Origin of the sequence: Gimesia aquarii (genome assembly GCF_007748175.1) — a bacterium.
Classification (GTDB): Bacteria; Planctomycetota; Planctomycetia; order Planctomycetales; family Planctomycetaceae; genus Gimesia; species Gimesia aquarii_A.
The window spans coordinates 6,746,897-6,768,206 of sequence record NZ_CP037422.1 but is presented as its reverse complement, the minus strand read 5'-3'; the positions used below and the strand labels follow the sequence as shown (position 1 = coordinate 6,768,206).

Here is a 21,310-nt window from a genome sequence, read left to right as displayed (position 1 = left end):
ATCGTTATATAACGTTCGTTATGTTTAGTCAATCGTAATTCATTACAACACGAAAATGTGCGCGGTTTTCAAAATTGGAATTAAAAATTGAGACAGCTAGACACTTGTTTGAGTCAAGGTACGATATTGGTTACACTGTTGCCTCGCTAAATCGTATAATTGTTAATTCAGAGGGGGAAAGAGAACTGATCCCTCGCTTGCCGATAGTAAAGATCAAATAAGAAAGTAGAAGAGAATCAATGATTTGTGTCAGCATCGGTCGAACCCGGCACAAAATGGTGATGATGGAACATCGTTCCCTGGCAGAGAAGGGGGCAGAACTCGTGGAGTTACGCCTGGATTGGGTCGCGCGCTCACCGGATGTGAACCGTCTCATTAAAGATCGTCCTACGCCGGTGGTTATCACTTGTCGCAGGCCGGAAGATAAAGGGCGTTGGAAACGTTCCGAAGAACAGAGGCAGGCGGTACTCAGAACCGCCATCGTCTCCGAAGTCGAATATGTCGATCTGGAAGACGACATTGCTGATCAAATTCCGCGCTATGGAAAAACGAAACGCATCATCAGCCATCACAATTTCGATGAAACACCCGACAACCTCGAAGAGATTTATACTTCTCTTTGTGAGAAAGATCCCGATATTGTGAAATTGGTCACGATGGCCAATTCTCCCGATGACTCGGTTCGCATGTTGAAACTGGTGGCGAATGCCAAAGTACCGATGATCGGTTTCTGCATGGGAGAATATGGCGTGATGAGTCGTATCCTTTGTGGAAAATATGGTTCTCCCTTTACCTACGCCACTTTTAGCCGTGAACGAGAATTAGCCCCCGGGCAATTGTCATTTTCAGAGATGAGTCAGATTTATCGATACGATCAAATTGGTCCGGAGACACCCTTGTATGGTGTGATTGGCGATCCGATTGCCCATAGTCTGAGCCCCTTAATTCACAATGCCGCGTTTCGTTATGACAAAATCGATGCTGTTTATGTTCCGTTTCGAGTGCCCAAAGACAGGTTGGGAGAGACACTGAAGGAATTTGATTGGCTCAACGTACAAGGTTATAGCGTCACGATTCCACATAAAGCCGGGGCACTCAAATTGGCTGGTGAGGCGGATGAAGCATCCCAGACAATGAAAGTTGCTAATACGTTGTTTCGTGATAAAGACAATACCTGGCAGGCTCGTAATACAGACTACGAGGCAGCGCTCGACAGCATTCGACTGGGGCTTGATCCCAAGGGAGAATCGGCAAGTGATCCGATTAATGGTAAACAAGTTCTCTTATTAGGCGCCGGTGGAGTATCGCGGGCCATCGGGGCTGGAATTATGAATGCAGGTGGTGCTTTGACGATTTCGAATCGAAGTCGCGTTCGAGGAGAAAAGCTGGCTGATGAGTTAGGTTGCTCTTATACCACTTGGGAAAATCGAGGAGGAGGACGTTACGATATTGTGGTCAATGGTACTGCTGTCGGGATGCATCCCAATGTGAATGAGACACCATTTGCACAAAATCTCCTCATGGATGATATGCTCGTATTCGATACAGTTTATAATCCGGAAAACACACTTTTACTGAAACAGGCGCGCGAACGCGGATGTAAAACCATTTCAGGAATCGAAATGTTTGTGCGTCAGGCAGCTGCCCAGTACAAGTTGTTTACCGGAAGAGAAGCGCCCTTGGAAGCTATGCGAACAACGCTGCGAAAAGGAATTTCGGCAGTAGGTAAACTCTAGGGAATTCGGGAATGACGATTATTACGTTAATTGGCTATCGAGGCAGCGGGAAAAGTAGTGTTGCTGTTCCTTTAGCGGAAAAGTTGGGCTTTGCCTGGATTGATGCCGACGATGAAATCGAGCGGGTTGCTGGTAAATCGATCGCAGCGATTTTTGCTGAGGAAGGGGAAGACTACTTTCGTCAGATTGAGCGTGAAGTCATGCGGTCTTTGCGCGGTCGTGAGAAACTGATTATTGCCGCCGGTGGAGGTGCTATCTTAAATACAGAGACGCGCGGTGAAGTCCAGTCAGCGGGTCCCGTGATCTGGCTACGGGCAAGTGTGGAGGCATTGACACAACGCGTTTCTCAGGATGATTCAACAACGAGTCGTCGGCCCGCGTTAACCACCCTCAAGGGGGCTGAGGAAATTCAACACCTGCTTAGTCAGCGTGAACCTGTTTATGAGGAGTGTGCTACGATTACTATCGAGACGGATTCAAAAACCGTTTCAGAAATTGTCGATGAGATTATGACAGTCTTGGACTCATCCTCTTAAGGCCCAACGAAAGTTTTCCCACATATGACCCCCTTTGGAATCGACCCCAACATCATTTTATTCTTGCTGTTTCTGCTGGGAGCAGGTTTGGGGCGTGTGATCAATATTTGCATTGAAGAAATTCCTCGCGAAGAAAGAGTAGGGGCAGCCTGGAAACGCGTGGGACGTAGAATGCGTCACCTTTGGTCTCGCTACCATATTCCAATTATCGGCGTCTATTTAACACGGTCTCGCAAATCCACATTTTCTTACCAGCGTTCGCATCGCGAAGCGTTTGTGGAACTGCTAAACGGTGTGATTTTCGTATTATTATATTGTGCAGAAGTTCCATTTGGGGATCAGGCAACTCTACAGGCAAGCGGCCTGTATTCCAGTTATGCACCCGACCCATTAGTTGTAGATTCATGGATGACGCCGGTGATGTTGCTCAACCTGCGCTATCTGTTTCATCTCGTTTTAATTGAATCGTTGATGATTGCGACTTTCATCGACTTTGATCTTAAAATTATTCCCGATGGCGCTACGATGCCCGCGTTATGGATTGGGCTGATTGGATCTTTCTTGTTTGGTCTGTTTTATTTGGTTCCGGTCTGGTTTCAGGAACCATCGGTCGTTCGTTTAATGGCAGTCTATTTTCCGAAGCAGTACAGTGAATATTTTGTTGTCGAGAAGGTACCAGAGTGGGTGGCCCAGTACCCGCATCTACATGGTCTGACCGTTAGTCTGGTCGGAATGATTGTGGGCGGGGGAGTGGTCTGGGCAGTTCGGATTATAGGTTATTGGACTCTACGACAAGAGGCGATGGGTTTTGGCGATGTGATTCTAATGGCCGTCATAGGTAGCTTCCTCGGCTGGCAGGCAACTGTGACAGTTTTTGTGATCTCACCGCTTTGTGCGTTGGGCGTTGTGGCGGTTTCCATTTTTTTTCGACAGACACGCGAAATCCCGTTTGGCCCTTACCTCAGTTTGGGAGCGTTACTCGTGCTGTTGGGCTGGCCCGAGATCTGGCCTTTCACTGAACGTATTTGCCATTTAGGTCCTCTTCTGCCAATCTTAGCCATCGTGATGTTAGTCCTGCTGGCGGCTTGTTTACTGACAACCCAACTGATGAAGAAGCTATTAGGGATTCCCATGCATTCGGAAACTATCTGGATTGAAGAATGGACGTCCGCCGATCAGTTGAGCTATCAGGAAGGGGAGAACGCAGATGAAACTCAGGGACGTTGGGATCTCAGTGGTTGGTCTGGTACCCGAGCAGGTCGGGGGACGCAAAACTACCATCAGTGGAAAAAAGGGCATTAGGTTCCTGTTATAGAACTACATCCGACCCTGGTCCATATGGAGGTTTGCAACATGAGCTACATCGACTCAATCCAAAATTTTCAGACTTTGTTTCTTTATTTCTCTGATTGCAAGTGGCCTCTTGTCCCATAAGCAGAAACTGTCTAGCTTGCTCGTAAAATTTTGACAATTGAATATTAATTGTTAGAATACATATGTTTATTTTAGTACACGGAGAGCATATGCCATGAGCAACACAACATCCACTTCCTATCCCAACATTTTGCATAACTTTGAGAAGAATTCTCGCGGCCTCTCGTCATCCCATCCTTCTGTAATGAAAGCTTTTTGGGGTGTTCACAAGGCAGCTATGGCTGCTGACGCTCTCGACACTAAGACAAAAGAGTTGATTGCCCTGGCAATTAGTGTTGTTACGCACTGCGACGACTGCATTGCTCACCATACCTATGATGCACTCGAAGCCGGTGCCACCAAGGAGGAGATTACCGATGCATTGGGTGTGGCCATACTCATGGGCGGTGGGACTAGCGTGGTCTACGCAACGCATGCGATCGAGGCGCTCGACCAATTTACAGAACGCACTGTCTAGAAAGCACAATGTTACGGAGCTAAGGCTGCGTACAGACAGAAGGCAGACGTATCTGCTTGACGTCGCTTACCGAAAAGCGGTTTAGTTAAATGTTACTTATGACTAGCCGCTTATATTTTAGGTCACAAAGTAATAGCATCGTGAGGTGTAGGCGATCATTAGAACCGCGACTTATGTTTCGGAGCGACTTTTGAATTGAAAATTAAGTTCTACAAACTGACTTTCTTTAACGCTAGTAAGAAAAAACCCCAATTATCTTATACTGAGGCTCAACATGTCTGGTACTTATATTAATACTCCTTTTGTCATTACCAACAATCAGACTGAGTATCCTGAAAGCCAAATCTGGGTTTCGTTTGCAGGTACCTTTACTGACACAGGTACAAATCAGACCATTGGATCAAAAGTGGTTACGGATTTTACATCGACATGGCGGTCATTTAATCTTGCAGATTTATTAGCACCCGTTCCCAATCTGCCTTACTTTGGAAATACAGCACAATATACATTTTCGCTCAATGGATTTTCTGGTCGCGTCTATATCAACTACGGACCTACGGCACTGACACAAGCACCCAATCCGGGGGACCCGGGGACCAGCCCCTATATTGTTTTTGAACCAACGGTGGATGGGGAAACCTTACCAGCACCAACCCCCACATCCAGTAATATGGACTTGTCATATGTGGATGGTGTTTCTGCACCCGCGGCGACGATGGTTAGCAATGCCACGAGTGGTGCAGCCCTGCTGGCAACTTCAGTGAACCCTGTGACATCGGCAATCGATATTCTTTCCAATGTGAAAGAGCTGGTTCCAAGTGGTGCTGCGGTTTCGAACGGTTCGAAAACCGTGCGGGTCAGGTCATCGGCGGCTGATCCTTCCGCCTATCATAACTGGACCAGTTTGATGACCACGTTGCAATCAACGACGGCAACAAATCCACTCAATGTCTGCAGCTATACTAGCCCGTCCACAGGAATCCCCCCCAGTTATGCTCTCAGTGGTGCGTTGTTTGGTTATAGTGGGGGGAAGCATTATACTCCTCAGGTTCCCGGTTTTGATCAGGCTCAGAGCTACAATACAACGGCCACATTCACAACCAACTTGAATCCCAACAATGATCCGGTTCTGACTAACGCGGGAATTACGAATGGTACGCCCGGCGTTGTGATTAGTGGTACCGGGAGTGTGTCAGGTGCTTTCAGTATTTATATCACGCAGGCCAATTTAAATGCGGGAACAGGAATCTATGGTAACAATCCACCTTATGTTGTTGTATACACGGTAAGCGGAACGGAAACCGCTTATTCCACTACAGGCATTGAGAACGACTTAGGGGGAAGAGTTGTCGGCGATTTGATGGCGGGTATGGTTTTCGGTTGGTCTGCCAGTACAGTGAATATTGATGCGCATGCCACTGCAACCAACACCAATTTATATGGGACGACCTTCAGTTCGCCGACGGTCGGGGGCTTAATGACAGGCGAGTTGTTTTTTCTCCTATCCCTCGCAGGTGCCCAGGGAACATTGACTGACTGGATCGGTTCCGCCCTCGATTCCAATACAGACCACTACGATCAATACCTGTATGCCATTGCTTTGAATAGCGAAGCGTATGGCAGTGGCTTTACAGATCGATTGCAAGGCTACTCCAATCCGGACACCTATTGGTACACAGCAAATCCACCTGTGATCCCAGGTGGCGGTGGCAATTATGAGACGGTCGGTTTTGTTAACCTCTACTTGGGAACGGTCACCACAGCGGCGATGGCAATTCTGTTGACCAATAACGACACTTCTCAAAACTTAACCCTCATCAGCAGTGAGATAAATGGTTCTAGCAGTTCGTCAGAACTTGATCTTCCACAAACGGTTCCCGCTGGCTCGACTGCCGGAGGCTATAGTACGCAGGCGTCTAAAACTCCCTATCAGGCGAAGTGGACCTATTCACCAGATAACGGGAAAACGATATTAGGCTTTGAATGCAGTCTTTCCGGGCAAAATGGGATTACAATCATTCCCTCCAAAACCGGTCCCGAAGCAGACAATTGGGAACTCAGTGAAAGCCCTTCTTTGGAAGGAGGGGTTTGGGTTGTTCGATTTTTCTATTCGCCAAACGCTTAAAAGCCTAACAACGAAGTGTATTGCTACTCATATTACACTTCCATCAAGTCATTACTTGTCCGAGTTGCGATGAAACAGACCACTTTCGCGAACTTTCTTTTGTCAAATTAACGGATGTAGTTTTCTGGGATTGTCTTACAGGTGTAGTAGCGTTTCTTGAGTGGAATCGCACCGGGATGCAACTGGCCATCTTCGACTTGCGCTAGCACGCGCGTAATCATGCTTTTCATCATGAATCTCCAACCAGCTCGCATCATGCTTCATATCAGCCAGCTATGAAGACTTAATCCGACCTATCGAGCACAAGCTGCTCGTAACTGTAGCTGGGTTCTCCATTCTGTTCACGATGCTGAAGATGCACTCCAGAGGGCGCTCACGGCAGTATGGCAAGAGTGGTCAAAAATCGAACGGCATCCCAATCCATGTGCTTTCGTACTAAGAAATTTATACCGATGCGACAATTGATCAACTCCTTCGTCGAATTCGTTGACTATCCTGCTTTGGGTGGAGGACCGAATGCCAAACGGAAAGTCATCGTCACTAATGTCGGCGATTTAGCGACGATTCGAGTTGAGACAAACTATATAGCTCCTGAAGAAAGTGCTTACTGGATCGACCTGACGCGAGGTCACATGGTTGTTCGCCTAGAACTAGAAAATTCCAGAGATAAAAAATGAATGGGTGGCTTTCATACGACGGTGGTTGACAAACTGAAGAAATTACCAATAGGGCGCTGGTATGCCACCGAGGTTCGTCAGGATAGGGTCAAAAACCGGCGACGAATTATCTACTGGTACGGGAATCGCTCCTATCACCACATCCACTTATCACAACTTTGTAGAATTCCATAACAATCTCGAGACTAGGAAAGAGACTAACAAGTAATTCATCCCTGTTTGATCTTTTTTCTATTTTCTTTCGCGTAAACCAGACCACAATTCATGTAATGTTTTCGACGCGGCTGCTCCAAAGCGGAAAAAAGCGTGATTGCCTTGTTCATGTCTACTTCATGGTCTGGAATAAGTTCAATGTATTCAAAAGAACTATATGACATATTGGTTGAATTGGGCATATTTAGAACGCAAAAAGAGCAGGTTTATTAATAAAGCTAAATATTGGCTAATTACTGTTCGCTATTGAGAAAATCAGTTTTAAATAAAAAATGTTTTAGATTATTATAAATAAATTGTATTTTATATTAATCAATTGTATATTAATAAACTCATGTATTAAATTGTTTTAGAACACTTGGACTAATTTCTTTTAGAGGAGTGGATTATGAGAAACAAACTATATATGAGGAACAAATTACACCTATGTGGGTTCACATTGATTGAACTCTTGGTTGTCATTGCGATCATCGCGATTTTGATTGCTTTATTGTTACCAGCAGTTCAGCAGGCCCGCGAAGCAGCTAGGCGGACTCAATGCAAAAACAACCTGAAACAAATCGGGTTGGCGCTGCACAACTACCACGATGCGCACAATATTTTCCCCCAGGTTGCAACCTGGGGACGGTGGAACGGTTCCACTTATGCGGCCTATCATCACACTGGGATCGCCGCGATTCTCCCGTACCTCGACCAGGCACCATTATACAACCAGATTGACTTTAATCTCCCTGCTTGGGGACAAGCTCATCTGGAGACGCAACTTCCGGCGCTACGCTGTCCCACTGACTCGCCGGGCTTTGATACACCAGGCTCGACGCATGGAGTGGGTGTGACCAATTACGCGTTTGCACATGGCTACGATTGGTGGTCACGAGGCCGGCTTCACCGACAGGGCGGTACCGAAATTTGGTCCGGAGGTATCTTTACGCCGCAAGCCTCCAGCCGTGTCAGGGATATCATTGATGGTACTTCCAATACTGTAGCGGTCGGTGAGACGAGCACGTTGGGCTATAAGAGGAATATTGTCAATGGTGTCGATCAGACGCCACAACACACAAGCGGAACGGGCGTGATACGACAAGGGGCGGGAGAAGCTGTCTTCCGCGCTGCATTCGTGGCAGGGTCATTTACTGTAGCGATGCATGCCGGGGGACAGGACCTGAATGGTGATGCCTACGTTAATCCAGATGGCAGTGCGATTAGCGGGTGGTTCCGGGCAGGTCCGCACTTAGTAGCACCTTACTTTCAAAGTTCGTGGGGCATTAATACTGATTGGCCCGGTGCCAGCAGTCAGCATGTGGGGGGCGTGCAAGTAACGATGGCAGATGGTGCGGTACGGTTTGTGAGTGAGAATATAGACTGGTTGGTTTGGAACGGGCTGAATACCTCCCATAACTCTGAAATTATTGGAGAATTTTAATGATGCGATTCACCTATATTTTAATGGCTCTGTTTGTGGCAGGTTGTGGCGGCGGCGATGACAGACTTGAGGTCTACCCGACCACAGGACAGTTACTGCTGGATGAGAAACCATTTGGCCCAACACAGGTTTTATTGGTTCCGTTAGGTACATCAGGAAAATCTGATGAGAAGACAGGAAAGTCTGTAGCTGGTACAGTTGACGAATCAGGCAAGATGTCCTTCACAACCTATGAGGGGGGGGATGGCATTCCTGCCGGAGAGTATCGTGTGGCCGTTGGACTTTCGATGACTAAGCCCCCACGACCTTTCCCGGCTGTGTACCGGAATATGAGCGATAGTCCGCTCAAAGTGACAATCACCGAGCAAGACTTAAATGAACTGACCGTGCAGATGGAATCGTCGGCAGGGCCGATGGTGAAACCCCCTTCCTTCGGCGGAGCGGCGATGAGCAAATCACTGCAGGATCCGGCCTTTTCGGCGGGAGCTCAGCAGTAGACGAATTTGAAATAGCTATTGTACTAAACACATTTGTCGAAATTTGTTTCCACAATCGACAGCCTGTCTGCATATGCTGACAGGCTGTTTTGTATGGCCATTGTTGAGATGGAATTTTGCAATAATAGAGCGAGCTTGAAAAAATTGTAAAGTAATGAATTCCCGAATTGATGCGACATCTATTGCATCTTATACGAATTTTGTTACAGGCACCGAGAGAAGATCTACAATGAAATTTTCTACGTTTTCTAAAAAACGTTTGCTTCTTCTGCCGGTAGTAACTTTAGCGTGTATCATAGTTTGGTGGAAGATTGGATCGGAGAACACAGATGTCGAACAACAATTTCGTGAAGCCCAGATAGCAATCGAGCGAGATGACATTGCAGCAGCACTGGATCTGTTAGACAGTATTCTTGAGCGTAGTCCGAAACACAATCAGGCCTTATTGTATCGTGGTCAGTTGCGGCGAGACGCGGGAAACCTGGCAGGAGCAAGCAGTGATTGGAAGAGAGTGCCAGATCATCCACCGACAACTGGTGGCATTGCTCGTTATTTGGAGGCTACCTTACTTCTGGAGAAGGGAAAGGCACGTCTCGCTGAACAGAAACTTTTGCGTGCTGTTGAATTGCATCCAAGTTATCCTCAGCCGAATCGACGGCTGCTAGAGTTGTATATCGTTCAGGGCCGGAGAGACGATGTTCATCAGCAACTCACACGGATTGCTCAATTCCGAGCGTTGGTAATCGACGAGCTGGTTTTCCGATTTGTCTCTCCAGAACGAGCGACGGTACCTGCTGCTGGCTCAGAACTGATGCGTTCCTATGTCGCTGCAGATCCTGAAGATCAACACAGCAAGCTGGCGTTGGTCCGATATCTTCTTGAGGAAGAACGGTACTCCGAAGCTGATGACGTCCTGCAATCACTGATAGTCGCAGATCCACAGGACGAACGTGCCATCGGTCTATTAGTTGAGATATTGCTAAAACAGGGAAAGACGCGGCGCGCCCGGGAGATTCTTACCAAATTCCATCATCGAAGAAAGCCTTCCCCGGAGATTTCGAAAAGCCTGGGTTACAATGCTGCGGAAGTGGAGGATTGGGCCGCTGCCGCGAAACATTATTTGTATGTGGTTGAAGAGCGACCGGAGGATACAGCATCATTATATCGTTTGGGGCAAGTATTGCAGCGTCTGGACTGCGATGTGGAAGCGCAGCAATGCTTGAAGCGGGCTAAGCTGATGGACCGCTTACAGCGCCAGGCTTTGCGGCTCGTCTGGGGAAGTCAGGAGAAGGTAGACCTGATGGTTCCGATCGCTCTTGAAGTAGGAGGCCTACTAGCACAGTTGGGACGTCGCACTGAAGCTCAGCTCTGGTATGAGCAGGTTCTCGGTGTTCGTCCAGGTTATGAACCTGCACTGGCTGGATTACAAAAGATTACTGAGAATCCCGAAGATCCTGAGACGCAACCGTATCGGTCCGAGCGATTGTTATCCAGAATCTCTCAGCTTGAAGAAACAAAGTCTCGATCCGATGAGGCCTCTTTCACAGTTTCCCCGTCGACTGAAGGGGCGACATCATTTTATCTAAGCGACATGCACGCTGAGGCAGGGGTAAATTATCAATTCATCGGTCGGTCCCAGTTTAAATATCCGCCAGAGAGCACCAGTGGTGGGGTGGGGGTAGTCGACTATGATCAGGATGGATGGCCCGATCTCTACTTTCCGCAGGGATGTCGACTGCCGTATAATCCCAATGATTTTACCTACCTCGACCGCCTCTATCGAAATCGGGGGGATGGAACGTTCGAAGATGTCACAGAAAAAGTAGGCCTGCGAGAAAATCGATACGGGCAGGGCATCACGGCAGGCGACTATAACAGCGACGGTTTTCCGGATCTGGTTGTTGCGAACTTTGGAAGGAACACCTTTCTTCTCAACAACGGCGATGGATCGTTCACCGATATCACCAGTCAGGTCGGACTGTCCGATGAGGTGATGAGTTCCAGCGTAGCCTTTGCGGATCTTGACAGAGACGGGCTGCTTGATTTGTATGTAGTGAACTATCTCGATTCGATCAAAGTCTGTCATAGCCCCGACGGAAAGTATAGTTCCTGCAACCCTTCTAATTTCGAGGGCGAGCAGGACCGGCTATACCACAACCGGGGTGACGGAACGTTTGAAGACATTACCAGCGAGTCTGGAATCATCGTCCCGGACGGCAAAGGTCTGGGGATCATCATTGCGGACCTGAACGAGGACGGGTTACCCGACGTTTATATTGCCAATGATACAACACCGAATTTTCTATTTCGAAATCTGGGGGCCGAGAACGGGATTCGGTTTGTGGAAGAAGGGTTGCTTTCCGGCGTGGCGCTTAGCGGAGATGGACGCTCAGAGGCGGGCATGGGTGTTGCCTGCGCAGATCTGGATGGAAACGGTGCGCTCGATTTGTATGTAACCAACTTTTATCAAGAGACGAACACCCTGTATCTCAACCAGGGAAGCGGCGACTTTCTCGATTCGACTCGATTAGCAGGATTGGCGAAGCCGACGCATTCCCAACTTGGCTTCGGGACCCAGGCAGTCGATTTGAACCTTGATGGTTTACCTGAATTGTTCGTTGCCAATGGCCATATCGATGATTTCGGATTTCGTGGAGAACCTTGGAAAATGTTTCCGCAATTATTTGAAAACATCGGTGAGGGAAAGTTTATCGATGTTTCAAGTCAATCTGGAAATTACTTTCAGCAAAAAAAACTGGGACGTGGTGTGGCACGTCTCGATTGGAATCGCGATGGTCGCCCGGATTTAACTGTAGTTCATCAGGATAGTCCTGTCGCTCTCTTGAAGAATGAGACTTCAACCGTCGGCAACGGTGTCGTGATCGAGTTGCATGGAGTGAACTCAAATCGTGATGCAGTGGGAGCGCGATTAGGTGTGACCGCAGACGGACTGACACAAATGATCGAAGTCTGCGGTGGCGATGGTTTTTTTTGTGCCAACGAGCGTCGTCAATTTGTAGGTGTCGGGAATGCTTCCCACATCGATGAGTTGGAAATCATTTGGCCCAATGGAAACCGGGAAATACATACTCAATTACCTACTCATGTGAAACTGGTGTTTATCGAAGGAAAAAGCCCCCTCGTGATGAGGAATCGATGAATATTTGCTCTCGCATCACTTTGACATCAGACTGCTAAACAGCAGCCGAGGTACAAATCAAAGCCTCTCTTGAATGCAACGGTTTAGAGTTTGATACGTGCCGATTTCGTTTGTGTCTGTTCCATAATTGTCTCCCACATCTTCCGCCTGGAACGCCATGCATCACCCTCATTTTTGCGCGAAAACCGTTTTTCTCGATACTGAATTGATTCTCGCCTGCGGATCTGAGTAGTATAAAACCCACTGGTTTCAGCAAGATTTCCATCGGCAGCGCAAAAACTGCTTCCCAATCTTCACTACTTTTTGTACCCAATTTGACCTTACCTGTGACAAAATGAGGCCACAATCGGTCACGAATTGACCAACTCTCAGACAAAACTGCGCAAATCATAAACTTCCCCACTTCTCCCCATTTGTAACGGTTGCCGAAATTCAACCAACAAACCTTCCACCAATGTGAATACAAACCCAACAACATAAAAACCAAACCCCACATCCTGAACTCCTTTCCCGAACAATCAAATAAAATCAATGTGCGAGCAGAACAAATACTCGCACATAGAGGAGATAAATCTCGTGTGAAAAAAGATTCTACTCGATATCACCCGACAACACAGAGATGAAAATCGGCCAGTGATGATGTAAGAGCAGTGAGCGAAATTTCATGGGAGGATGATGTGAAAAGCGGTAGAAGAGTTCTTTGGCTTTCAAAAAACCAGGCCAGATTAGCACTTCCTACCAGAACCGAATAACAAGGATTTTTAGCATAGTCTATAAAGCAATAATAAATGGACCTGACACCTTTTTTCTTCTCTGGAAACTTTAATCTGGTCAGACTGCCGCTACCTAGCTTATCTAAACGAACAATGCCTGGGTAACAACTATTACCCAGGCATAATTTTAAAGGTGTCTTTTAATACGGTGGTTTTTTGTATCAAATATGATAAGGCAGAGTTGATTTAAAGACCAAGTTATCTGGCTTTACGGGCATCGTATAAGTAGTCAATCAGCCAATCTTCATACCATTCGGCAAAAGTGTAGCGACGAGGAATCGCATCATCCGGCAGCATGCCAGCACCGTACGGACTAATGTATTCGCCATCCTGTTCGTCAAACACCCATACTGATCCCGATTCTTCGCCCGTTACGACAAGTTTATGTTTTTGGCCACAGCCGTGATTTGACAATTCAATCGAGCCGTGTTTGAACATCGGTTCGCGAACATTGATGTTCCATTGGGTGTAAGCATAATCGTCATCGGGTATATCACGATCATTAAGTGTCCACGGCCGTGTCAATGGGAACGGGCGTGCCAAAGATGATCGGTCGTTGATAAGCCGCTCCATTTCGTTGAAGTAGAGTTCATCAAAACAGTCAGCGAATTCATTGATTGGTCCGACGCCACCGTCACGATCCCACACAACCGCGGGACTCGGATTGCGTCGAATTACCGGAGCGGTAAGGACGCCAAATCGTTGTAGTCCGTAGCCTGGCCCAGCACCGCCATTACCGATGTGAAGCAAGAAATCTCGGTATTCGGGTGAAATCGAGATTTGGTAGTGAGTCTCAGCCACTGTGATTTCTGATTGTGTAAGTGGCGGCCCAAGACGGTATTGATGCATGAACGTGCCGAACATCCGAAGAGTAGGATCAGCCGCACGAAGTTCGGCAAGACGCGACCGAACGCGAGCAATCCATTCGGGCATCTGTTTGTGTTTCGTTCTTCGCCACATAACTTGTTATTAACCTGCATGGACTTGTTCGTATATGAAGCTCCACGGGCTTCATATCATGTATGGATTCTGTATATGTTAGCTGTAGTGGAATACATATCAAGGCGCATCTTTTTTGGGTCTGATCAGATACAGCAAGTCACCTACAGACTTTTTCAACAAGCCCAATGATTTACCGGACACTTTTCATTTATGGGATCACTGTGATTTGTCTGGTAAACGAACATTACCAAGGCACATCAAAATTTGAAGACCATTTAAAGTTTCGTTTGGTTTTGCTTAGGCAAGTGCCGAAGAGCAGGCCATTCCGCAAAAGCAAGGAACATTAATAGAGCAATGTTCAAGACTGGGATCAATATAGCGAGACCGATCCAACCGGGGAAACCAGCCTTGGAGCAGATCATCCAAAATGGAGCTACGGTGAAGATAACCATAATAGCGAGAAAGGCCATTTCGAGAGGGCCTGAAATGAAGGAAGCGAGCATTGATAGATCTCCTGAATGTGTGACTCAACGACTGAAATATTATATAGTGCAATTCGAGGATCAACTGAATTTCTTAAACTAAATTATACAAAGATTGTCATTTTTATGCTTGTGACCGGTTAACGGATATTACCGGGTCACTTATGTTTTTTCTCGGTCTTAGTGGTTTCAAAATATAAATACCGTGTCACCAAGAGGCTTCAACTTGTAATGCTTTTAGCGACTAGTATCATATATAGAATCCTACAACTATAGCCAGCATTAATGTGAGATATGAATTTTCTGTTGCGGCATATTTGAAACAGAGTATGCAAGTATAAAAATTTATCATACTATGAAAACTGTCTCGATCATTTCCGGCTCAGTCGTGATAGCGGCGGCAATTTCCATTAATACTATTATTCCTGCGAGTGTAACGCTAAATGTGGGTGATGACGGGTCGTGTGTCAACAAAGTCGGGAGTTACGGCTACGGAAAGTCTATGTTCAGTTTACGTCCCAAGAAAGATGCCAAAGGAGATTTTCTCAAACCGTCCGCATTCTGGATTGGCCCGGGTGAATACCACCTTTTGATTTGGCATAACGATCGAATCAACTCGATGACCCATTTCAGACACGAACAACTTGCACCATTTACGTATGGTGAATGGCACGACATAAAACAGGTTGACACATTTACTGTCAGTCGGCCTTCAACTATGTTGTTCTTTGTCGTTACTCCAATTTTAGCGATTGGAGGCTACTTCTTATCTCGATTCCGGCGTACGTCTATTGCTTTATTCGTGCTGCTTATTTTTTTCGTCTTCTTCATCGTCTTAGGATTCTCTCTAATTGCAGAAACAATCGCGACACTACCATTGCTTGCTGGTATTGGTTGGATTGCTGCTCCGATTTTCGGTAGCTCACTCGCTCTAAAAAGGAACGCCTCTTCCGAATTGGTATAAACTGAAACGATGCTGCCAGATTACGCAGGAATAAAGGGGTCAGGTCTCTTTTTCTTCGTGGCTGTATTCTGTTATACTCCTTGTATGCCCCGTACCAAACGAATTTGTCCTGCCGGTGAAGTGTTTCATGTGCTCAATCGCTCTGTGGCGCGGATGACGCTGTTCGAGAAGCCGGACGATTATGCTGCTTTCATGCGGGTCGTTGAGGAAACGTGGGCAAAGATACCGCTACCGATCTATGCCATGTCCGTAATGCCTAACCACTGGCACTTTGTGGTACGTCCCCAGACAGATACCCAATTGACGGAATTCTTTCAACGACTCACCGTCACCCATACCATGCGCTGGCACGCGCACTATTCAACCGGGGGAAGCGGTCACTTGTATCAGGGACGATTTAAATCGTTCCCAATTCAGTCAGACGACCATTTGCTGACAGTGATGCGTTATGTCGAACGCAACCCGCTGCGAGCGAATTTGGTCAAACGTGCCGAGGAGTGGGAGTATGGCTCCGCCTGGGCACGACAACAAAAGGGAGATAGCCCTGCGTGGCTGGCAAAACTCAAAAATCCACCGCTACCACGCCAATGGCGATCACTGGTCAACAAACCACAAACGGACGCCGAACTGACTACCGTCAGAAAATGCATCACTCGCGGCACACCCTTCGGCGATGACAAATGGACCAGCAACACAGCCATACGATTATCCCTCGAAAGCACAACACGCCCCCGAGGAAGACCCAGAAAAGAGACCTGACCCCTTTTTGGCTGGCTCCACAAAACGATGTATTTGCGGGAACTATCCGCAAAGTTACTTCTGGTATTGGAGCTATCCTTCACACAGTCCAGTGCTTGAACAGGATCTGAGAGAGAATGGTATGTTATGAATTATAGCATTGCTATAATCGAGAATAATGACCGGGTAATGTGTGTTACCCAGATATTACATTTAAAAAATAAGTTATCTGGTTTATATTACGTCGTGACTGAAATAGAAAACACTGATAAACGAGATCCATGGCAAATCCTGTTGAATAGGACAGGGTTTCGCAACAAGTTTCATATTTACGAGATCGCGCAAAAGTGGGATCGTAAAGCCGGTCGCGTCGTTTATGTGGTTCGCAAGCAACTAATAAGTCATGCGTCGATGGCTGTAATGCAGGAGATCCGCGAATTGGAGAAACATACGGAACTCCAGGTGGATCACGATGATGTGAAGGATATTTATGAGATGGTTCGCGACTTGTCTTTGCCTGCATCCCGAACTCAATATACAGGCAAAGACGGTACCTGGTATGGTTTGCGAATCGGCATACGGGCCTGCTCTACAACGATTCGATGGTGGTCAGACATTGAGCCCGGATTACAATCCGTTTACAAACTCCGTGACAAGATCATAAACACCGTCAACCAGTTAATCCGTTCACACAAAAACGCAAACATTGAAGGGGTAGACTAAAATAATGACCGGGTAATTAATGTTTCCCAGACAACGATATTTTTCATTTGCTCGTCTCAATCGGGCGAAAACTGTTTGCGTTTTAATGTCTGTTCGAGTTGCTCAATGAGTTTCAGGGAGAATAAAGGGGTCAGGTCTCTTTTATTCCTTGTTTCTTGTGTGCTGGTATGTCTGACATGTTCTCTAGAATGAGAGTTTCCGCTAGAGTAATATAGATATTGATTTTTGTTTAGGCCACATGTGCAACGTATTTAGTTACTTCGACATTACTAAGGTTCGGCAACATGTATCCGATTAACGAAAGCATCCAGGTTGCCTTAATGATTGGATGTAGTTTCTGTTCGATTGGCTTGATTGCCTGGTTCTTTTCATCTCGGCCTAAGGCGTATATCCGAACGTTCGTTCCTAAGGATGAAATGCGTGAAGTAGCTCGTTCATTGCTTCGCGATGAGCAATGGACTTCAGCAATGCGGAAAATGGCCAAACTACAAATTGGCTTAGGCATCATACTTGCCTTTATCGTCCTGCTATTCTCATTTAGCTGGTGATATCTAACATTCAAGAGATTGGGTTAAAACATAAAAGAGTAGGGTAAACGAACATTTCCCAGTCAATATTAATGCGGCAGTTAGCATACTCTCTCTATTGGCCGGCTGTTTTATTGGGTATGATTAAGATAAATTCTGTTGTGACTTTCTTGAAAAAAAGTATCAAGTGTATTGGAATCATATACATAATAATTTCAAGTTAAATGGAACACTCACATATGAGCAAAAAAAAACCATTTAGTTTTTTCAAAGGGTATTCATATTCGTTTGAAGATGACGGAAGAAATATTGAGGTTTGGTGTAGCGCTTTTTCCGGTTTAGAAAAAGTATTTGTTGATGGTACATTAGTTTCGTCTAAAAGAAATATCTCTACACAATCATCTAACAAATTTCATATTGGAGAAGACAGTTACTCCACTACTTTGAAGGTGGTCAGTCTTTTCAAAGGGCCTTTTCTATGCACGTTAAGCAAAAATGGAAAGGATATTAAACGCCAAAAGCTTGTTTTTCATTCATTAAAGGATAACTCGGGAACAATTCCACATTGGCTTCGGTTTCTATTTTACTTATTATTTTACGTCACTCTATTTCTAGCTTTTGCAGTGGCAAAGGTATATTTGCATTTGCCACAAGAGTCATACATCGATTTTTTGTTTTCTTTAGTCGTTGTGGCATCCATCTTTCTTTCTTACCGAATAGTGAAAGATGGTTCGAAGTTCGAAATAGTAGATGAGGAAATCATATAACAAAGTCTATCAACAGGACCTCGCTACTAATTTCAATATAGCTTCTAAATTCAGGGGTATTTGGGAGAATAAAATCACTGTTAATGACCGGGTAATTATTGTTTCCCGGTCATTATTCTCGACTGAAATTCGATTTTTTATGATTAGAAAATGAAGTCATTTCATTAAAATCCCTTCTAGAGTTTTTTTAAAACGAAAGTATGTCTCTCACAGAATTGAAGAAACTTGTACCACCTCCAAAGAAGCCATTTGAAGTAAGAACGCTTGATGAATGGAAGCAAGTTGAGGAAAAACTCAACCTCAAACTTCCAAGAGACTATCGAGAGTTTATCTTTTCCTATGGTAGTGGCCTCTTTGCCGGATTCTATCGTATCTATAATCCGTTTGCGAAATCTGAATACACATCTTTATTTAAATGCGTTAATACCATTTGTAACCAGGATCGAAGATCACAAAGGGTATTTCCAGATCGCTTTCCATATCCATTTTATCCGGAACCCAATGGGCTTGTGCCATGGGGTAATGATGAAAACGGAAATGACTACTTCTGGCTTTCCGAGGGCCCCCCAACCAAATGGCAAGTAGTTCAAATGGAAAATAGAGGCTCGGGAATGAAGATTCAACCATTCACAATGACTGGTTTTCTTGTCAACATATTAAAAAAGAAAATTGAGGCCTTAGCAGGTGATTATCCATGTAAACAACACTATGTCTTTGAACCTTGGGGGCCTTCAGTAAGATAATCTTAAACGTTGAAGGCTGAAAAGTGTCCGGTAAATGGGTGGGCTTTTCAACAAGCCCGGTGATTTACCAGACACTTTAAAATAATAACTAAGCCTGTATCTCGATTTCCCAACCATTGTCGATTAGAGAATTTTCTATTTTTTTCAATGAGTCGAGATCTTCAAATGTCGGATAATCACTTTCTAATCGCAACAAAACGGTATCGCTCTCGCGCCATAGACGAGATTCGATTTTGAATTTGCAGTCATCGTTGGACAAATAAATAACGTCACCCCTAGAGGGGTATCCTGGAAGTAAAACGCTTTTTCGAGCAAAAAAATTTCCAGAGTTTGGTTCTTTACAAGATAATAAAAGTTCTAATGCAACTTCATTCATAATACTTGCCTTTGCAGTGGTTAACAGAAACAAAAAATTCATTTTAGCATTAGGTTTCAGAAATGATACTAAATGATATGCCTTAATAAGCTATCGCTTCTGTTTTCAAAGTGTTCGGTGCCGACCTTTTTTATTTCCACCAAAAATGATTTTCGGCTATTAGTGATTTACCGGATACGTTCTTTCTCGCTATTTCATCTTGACAACATAGATTTATACTAAACTAAGAGTATGAGTCAGGATTTTAAGAATAGCATCATATACTATAACTGGCAGAGTTAGATGAAGGAGTCAGATCATGTTTACAAAGTACTTAACTGCGAATGGCTGGACTGAAACTACTAAATCAGTTCATTACACGAAGATTCATTGGCAAATAATTTTTGATACGAGTTCATGGATTGAAGTCGGTACGAAGAACAACACTAGGATATTCGATATGCCCGTTCCAAAATCTAATGACTATGAAAGTGTTTTAAGCCACATTGAACAAGTCTGTGAAGCAGATGATCAACTCCACAATTGATATTTGATAAAGGCTAAGTATTTTTATCTCATAATTTGTAACAGCGGAAGTGTCTGGCAAATATCTATTTACCAGAGACTATTTTAGAGGATATCGTTTGAAACACATTTAAAAACGTTTGAGTATATCGAACGAGGGCAAATGTAACGACTAAGTTATCTATTTGAACGGTGAAACAATGAAGTAGAGCGCCACGAACACACTAATAGCGTGTAACCCAAGTCCACACAGGAATGCTGCTATTCGTCTCCGCCAAGGAATAAATGAAATCAGAAATGTGAGAATGCAAGAGATTGACGTGGATATTGTGATGAAAAGTATGGATATCAACAATACCGATGGCCCGGCAATCATAAGGATGTATGCGTCGGGGTTTCCAGAGGCGGGGGCATTGCCTTTGCTCATAACCGTAATGACGAAAAGTGCCAAAATCGCAGTTGATACTGCCCCCACAACAGCTAGCGTGGCAAGTGGCAGGTAAAAGCAGAACTTCCGACGAGCTGAGGGAGAAAGCACAGTTTTGGAGTAATTCTCATTCATGTATCACTCGGCGATCACATAAGCTGGAGAACTATTGATAGATAGAATTTAATCCTATCTAAACCTGTCAGAATTTCAATCTATATTAGCAATTGGCTCTCTATTGACTCTTGGCATACTTGCCGGTCAACAGACGTGTCCTGCTTTGCAGCAATGAGAACTGTTATTCAAAATCTTGATTTAACTCAGGGCCAGGGCCACTATGGTTGGATCTATCGCTGGTCACGCAGAACACTCGATTGTCGTACGGATCGGTGGAGATTGAACACGTTTGTAGACCCAATACAGCGAACCAGCTAACGCCAAGACTCCTATTGCGATGACTCCGGTTGGCCCGAGGGCGCCCAGCACTTTGGCGATGATGAGCTTTAACCCACCTCGACGACCGGAAGTATCGATTTCATTACCAGATGCGACATCATTAGCCAACACAAAGAATAAGATTGTCCCGCCAATGATTCCCAGCGAGGTCAGGCCTGGTCCGATAATGGCCTGAATCACTGGAATCGGCTCCTCGGATTCTTTCGCACTGGGGATAGCAGAAGCCATCGAACGCATTAGTGCGATTTGTTCATCGTGACTCTCCATCGCAACTACATGTTTCTTTTCGGCTCCGTCTTTAGAATACCAGACTTTAACGAAATCATCGTGCTGAGCGGTTGTCATTTTCGTCACCGAATCAACCGGAATGATGATCGCCTTGTCGCCTAATGCGTCGACCACCGGTCCACCGTCCGAAATCGACTTAATCGCCGTTTGAGCTACTTTTTTGCTAACGTCTTCTAGCAGATACAACGCATTTTCATGCAATACTGCCACATATTGTTTGGACTCACGATCAGTAACGTAAATCTGAGGGCCAGTGGATTCGTTTGTCATTCTGTGAATTCCTGAGAGGCGATGAGAAAACAGCAGTGAGCATAGAATTGCATGATAATCGGTGCAGTAAAT

General features: G+C 45.5%; 21 protein-coding genes. 16 read left to right on the top strand and 5 right to left on the bottom strand.

Going from position 1 to position 21,310, the window contains the following annotated elements; translation table 11 throughout:
- Positions 1-239: 239 nt before the first annotated feature.
- From aroE to V202x_RS25570, 5 genes are all read left to right on the top strand, one after another.
- Positions 240-1,736, top strand: coding sequence for a shikimate dehydrogenase (gene aroE, locus V202x_RS25590; protein WP_145179643.1), 1,497 nt, complete (start codon positions 240-242; stop codon positions 1,734-1,736).
- Positions 1,737-1,747: 11 nt separating this feature from the next.
- The gene (locus V202x_RS25585; protein WP_145179641.1) at positions 1,748-2,272 is read left to right on the top strand and encodes a shikimate kinase; all 525 of its coding nucleotides are present in this window, start codon (positions 1,748-1,750) and stop codon (positions 2,270-2,272) included.
- Between the two features lie 24 nt (positions 2,273-2,296).
- Positions 2,297-3,574 (top strand): prepilin peptidase, encoded by a 1,278-nt coding sequence (locus tag V202x_RS25580; RefSeq protein ID WP_145179639.1) that lies wholly within the window; start codon positions 2,297-2,299, stop codon positions 3,572-3,574.
- A 226-nt stretch (positions 3,575-3,800) separates the two neighbouring features.
- Positions 3,801-4,163, top strand: coding sequence for a carboxymuconolactone decarboxylase family protein (locus tag V202x_RS25575; protein ID WP_197993094.1), 363 nt, complete (start codon positions 3,801-3,803; stop codon positions 4,161-4,163).
- A gap of 274 nt (positions 4,164-4,437) precedes the next feature.
- Positions 4,438-6,288: a hypothetical protein gene (locus tag V202x_RS25570; RefSeq protein WP_145179637.1), complete on the top strand. Its 1,851-nt coding sequence runs from the start codon at positions 4,438-4,440 to the stop codon at positions 6,286-6,288.
- A 107-nt stretch (positions 6,289-6,395) separates the two neighbouring features.
- On the opposite strand, the gene V202x_RS28035 is transcribed toward V202x_RS25570, so the two are convergent.
- A complete protein-coding gene (locus V202x_RS28035; protein WP_261343746.1) occupies positions 6,396-6,521 on the bottom strand; it encodes a hypothetical protein in 126 nt (41 codons plus the stop codon).
- A 219-nt stretch (positions 6,522-6,740) separates the two neighbouring features.
- Here V202x_RS28035 and V202x_RS25560 point away from each other — a divergent pair, with 219 nt between their 5' ends.
- From V202x_RS25560 to V202x_RS25545, 4 genes are all read left to right on the top strand, one after another.
- Positions 6,741-6,965 carry a hypothetical protein gene (locus V202x_RS25560; protein ID WP_145179636.1) on the top strand — a complete coding sequence of 75 codons (225 nt, stop codon included), beginning with the start codon at positions 6,741-6,743 and terminating at the stop codon, positions 6,963-6,965.
- Between the two features lie 601 nt (positions 6,966-7,566).
- A complete protein-coding gene (locus tag V202x_RS25555) occupies positions 7,567-8,601 on the top strand; it encodes a DUF1559 domain-containing protein (RefSeq protein WP_145179634.1) in 1,035 nt (344 codons plus the stop codon).
- Positions 8,601-9,098: a hypothetical protein gene (locus tag V202x_RS25550; protein ID WP_145179632.1), complete on the top strand. Its 498-nt coding sequence runs from the start codon at positions 8,601-8,603 to the stop codon at positions 9,096-9,098. Before V202x_RS25555 ends, V202x_RS25550 begins: the two co-directional genes overlap by 1 nt.
- 229 nt (positions 9,099-9,327) lie before the next feature.
- Entirely contained in the window at positions 9,328-12,258 is a 2,931-nt protein-coding gene (locus V202x_RS25545) for an FG-GAP-like repeat-containing protein (protein ID WP_197993093.1), read from the top strand.
- Between the two features lie 34 nt (positions 12,259-12,292).
- On the opposite strand, the gene V202x_RS25540 is transcribed toward V202x_RS25545, so the two are convergent.
- Both V202x_RS25540 and V202x_RS25535 read right to left on the bottom strand, forming a co-directional pair.
- A complete protein-coding gene (locus V202x_RS25540; RefSeq protein WP_145179629.1) occupies positions 12,293-12,754 on the bottom strand; it encodes a hypothetical protein in 462 nt (153 codons plus the stop codon).
- 475 nt (positions 12,755-13,229) lie between these two features.
- Positions 13,230-13,991 carry a hypothetical protein gene (locus V202x_RS25535; RefSeq protein ID WP_145179627.1) on the bottom strand — a complete coding sequence of 254 codons (762 nt, stop codon included), beginning with the start codon at positions 13,989-13,991 and terminating at the stop codon, positions 13,230-13,232.
- An 819-nt stretch (positions 13,992-14,810) separates the two neighbouring features.
- Here V202x_RS25535 and V202x_RS25525 point away from each other — a divergent pair.
- The 6 genes from V202x_RS25525 to V202x_RS25500 all read left to right on the top strand — a co-directional run bounded on the left by V202x_RS25525 (position 14,811) and on the right by V202x_RS25500 (position 18,917).
- Positions 14,811-15,419 carry a hypothetical protein gene (locus V202x_RS25525; RefSeq protein ID WP_145179623.1) on the top strand — a complete coding sequence of 203 codons (609 nt, stop codon included), beginning with the start codon at positions 14,811-14,813 and terminating at the stop codon, positions 15,417-15,419.
- Between the two features lie 57 nt (positions 15,420-15,476).
- Positions 15,477-16,178: a transposase gene (locus V202x_RS25520; protein WP_232098712.1), complete on the top strand. Its 702-nt coding sequence runs from the start codon at positions 15,477-15,479 to the stop codon at positions 16,176-16,178.
- A 225-nt stretch (positions 16,179-16,403) separates the two neighbouring features.
- The gene (locus tag V202x_RS25515) at positions 16,404-16,880 is read left to right on the top strand and encodes a hypothetical protein (RefSeq protein ID WP_145179621.1); all 477 of its coding nucleotides are present in this window, start codon (positions 16,404-16,406) and stop codon (positions 16,878-16,880) included.
- 284 nt (positions 16,881-17,164) lie between these two features.
- Positions 17,165-17,428: a hypothetical protein gene (locus V202x_RS25510; RefSeq protein WP_145179619.1), complete on the top strand. Its 264-nt coding sequence runs from the start codon at positions 17,165-17,167 to the stop codon at positions 17,426-17,428.
- Positions 17,429-17,646: 218 nt separating this feature from the next.
- A complete protein-coding gene (locus tag V202x_RS25505) occupies positions 17,647-18,174 on the top strand; it encodes a hypothetical protein (RefSeq protein ID WP_145179617.1) in 528 nt (175 codons plus the stop codon).
- 200 nt (positions 18,175-18,374) lie between these two features.
- The gene (locus V202x_RS25500; protein WP_145179615.1) at positions 18,375-18,917 is read left to right on the top strand and encodes an SMI1/KNR4 family protein; all 543 of its coding nucleotides are present in this window, start codon (positions 18,375-18,377) and stop codon (positions 18,915-18,917) included.
- Positions 18,918-19,005: 88 nt separating this feature from the next.
- Here V202x_RS25500 and V202x_RS25495 read toward each other — a convergent pair whose 3' ends face one another.
- Complete coding sequence (locus V202x_RS25495) at positions 19,006-19,293, bottom strand: hypothetical protein (RefSeq protein ID WP_145179613.1); 288 nt, start codon at positions 19,291-19,293, stop codon at positions 19,006-19,008.
- Positions 19,294-20,096: 803 nt separating this feature from the next.
- Between V202x_RS25495 and V202x_RS25490 the strand changes: the two genes are divergently transcribed.
- Complete coding sequence (locus V202x_RS25490) at positions 20,097-20,300, top strand: hypothetical protein (protein WP_145179611.1); 204 nt, start codon at positions 20,097-20,099, stop codon at positions 20,298-20,300.
- Between the two features lie 281 nt (positions 20,301-20,581).
- Here the strand turns inward: V202x_RS25490 and V202x_RS25485 are convergent, their stop codons facing one another.
- The gene (locus tag V202x_RS25485; protein ID WP_145179609.1) at positions 20,582-21,238 is read right to left on the bottom strand and encodes a hypothetical protein; all 657 of its coding nucleotides are present in this window, start codon (positions 21,236-21,238) and stop codon (positions 20,582-20,584) included.
- Positions 21,239-21,310: the final 72 nt, after the last annotated feature.

Coding starts and splice junctions, on each gene's coding strand:
- aroE (WP_145179643.1), top strand. CDS start 240: ATGATTTGTGTCAGCATCGGTCGAACCCGGCACAAAATGGTGATGATG.
- V202x_RS25585 (WP_145179641.1), top strand. CDS start 1,748: ATGACGATTATTACGTTAATTGGCTATCGAGGCAGCGGGAAAAGTAGT.
- V202x_RS25580 (WP_145179639.1), top strand. CDS start 2,297: ATGACCCCCTTTGGAATCGACCCCAACATCATTTTATTCTTGCTGTTT.
- V202x_RS25575 (WP_197993094.1), top strand. CDS start 3,801: ATGAGCAACACAACATCCACTTCCTATCCCAACATTTTGCATAACTTT.
- V202x_RS25570 (WP_145179637.1), top strand. CDS start 4,438: ATGTCTGGTACTTATATTAATACTCCTTTTGTCATTACCAACAATCAG.
- V202x_RS28035 (WP_261343746.1), bottom strand. CDS start 6,521: ATGATGAAAAGCATGATTACGCGCGTGCTAGCGCAAGTCGAAGATGGC.
- V202x_RS25560 (WP_145179636.1), top strand. CDS start 6,741: ATGCGACAATTGATCAACTCCTTCGTCGAATTCGTTGACTATCCTGCT.
- V202x_RS25555 (WP_145179634.1), top strand. CDS start 7,567: ATGAGAAACAAACTATATATGAGGAACAAATTACACCTATGTGGGTTC.
- V202x_RS25550 (WP_145179632.1), top strand. CDS start 8,601: ATGATGCGATTCACCTATATTTTAATGGCTCTGTTTGTGGCAGGTTGT.
- V202x_RS25545 (WP_197993093.1), top strand. CDS start 9,328: ATGAAATTTTCTACGTTTTCTAAAAAACGTTTGCTTCTTCTGCCGGTA.
- V202x_RS25540 (WP_145179629.1), bottom strand. CDS start 12,754: ATGTGGGGTTTGGTTTTTATGTTGTTGGGTTTGTATTCACATTGGTGG.
- V202x_RS25535 (WP_145179627.1), bottom strand. CDS start 13,991: ATGTGGCGAAGAACGAAACACAAACAGATGCCCGAATGGATTGCTCGC.
- V202x_RS25525 (WP_145179623.1), top strand. CDS start 14,811: ATGAAAACTGTCTCGATCATTTCCGGCTCAGTCGTGATAGCGGCGGCA.
- V202x_RS25510 (WP_145179619.1), top strand. CDS start 17,165: ATGTATCCGATTAACGAAAGCATCCAGGTTGCCTTAATGATTGGATGT.
- V202x_RS25505 (WP_145179617.1), top strand. CDS start 17,647: ATGAGCAAAAAAAAACCATTTAGTTTTTTCAAAGGGTATTCATATTCG.
- V202x_RS25500 (WP_145179615.1), top strand. CDS start 18,375: ATGTCTCTCACAGAATTGAAGAAACTTGTACCACCTCCAAAGAAGCCA.
- V202x_RS25495 (WP_145179613.1), bottom strand. CDS start 19,293: ATGAATGAAGTTGCATTAGAACTTTTATTATCTTGTAAAGAACCAAAC.
- V202x_RS25485 (WP_145179609.1), bottom strand. CDS start 21,238: ATGACAAACGAATCCACTGGCCCTCAGATTTACGTTACTGATCGTGAG.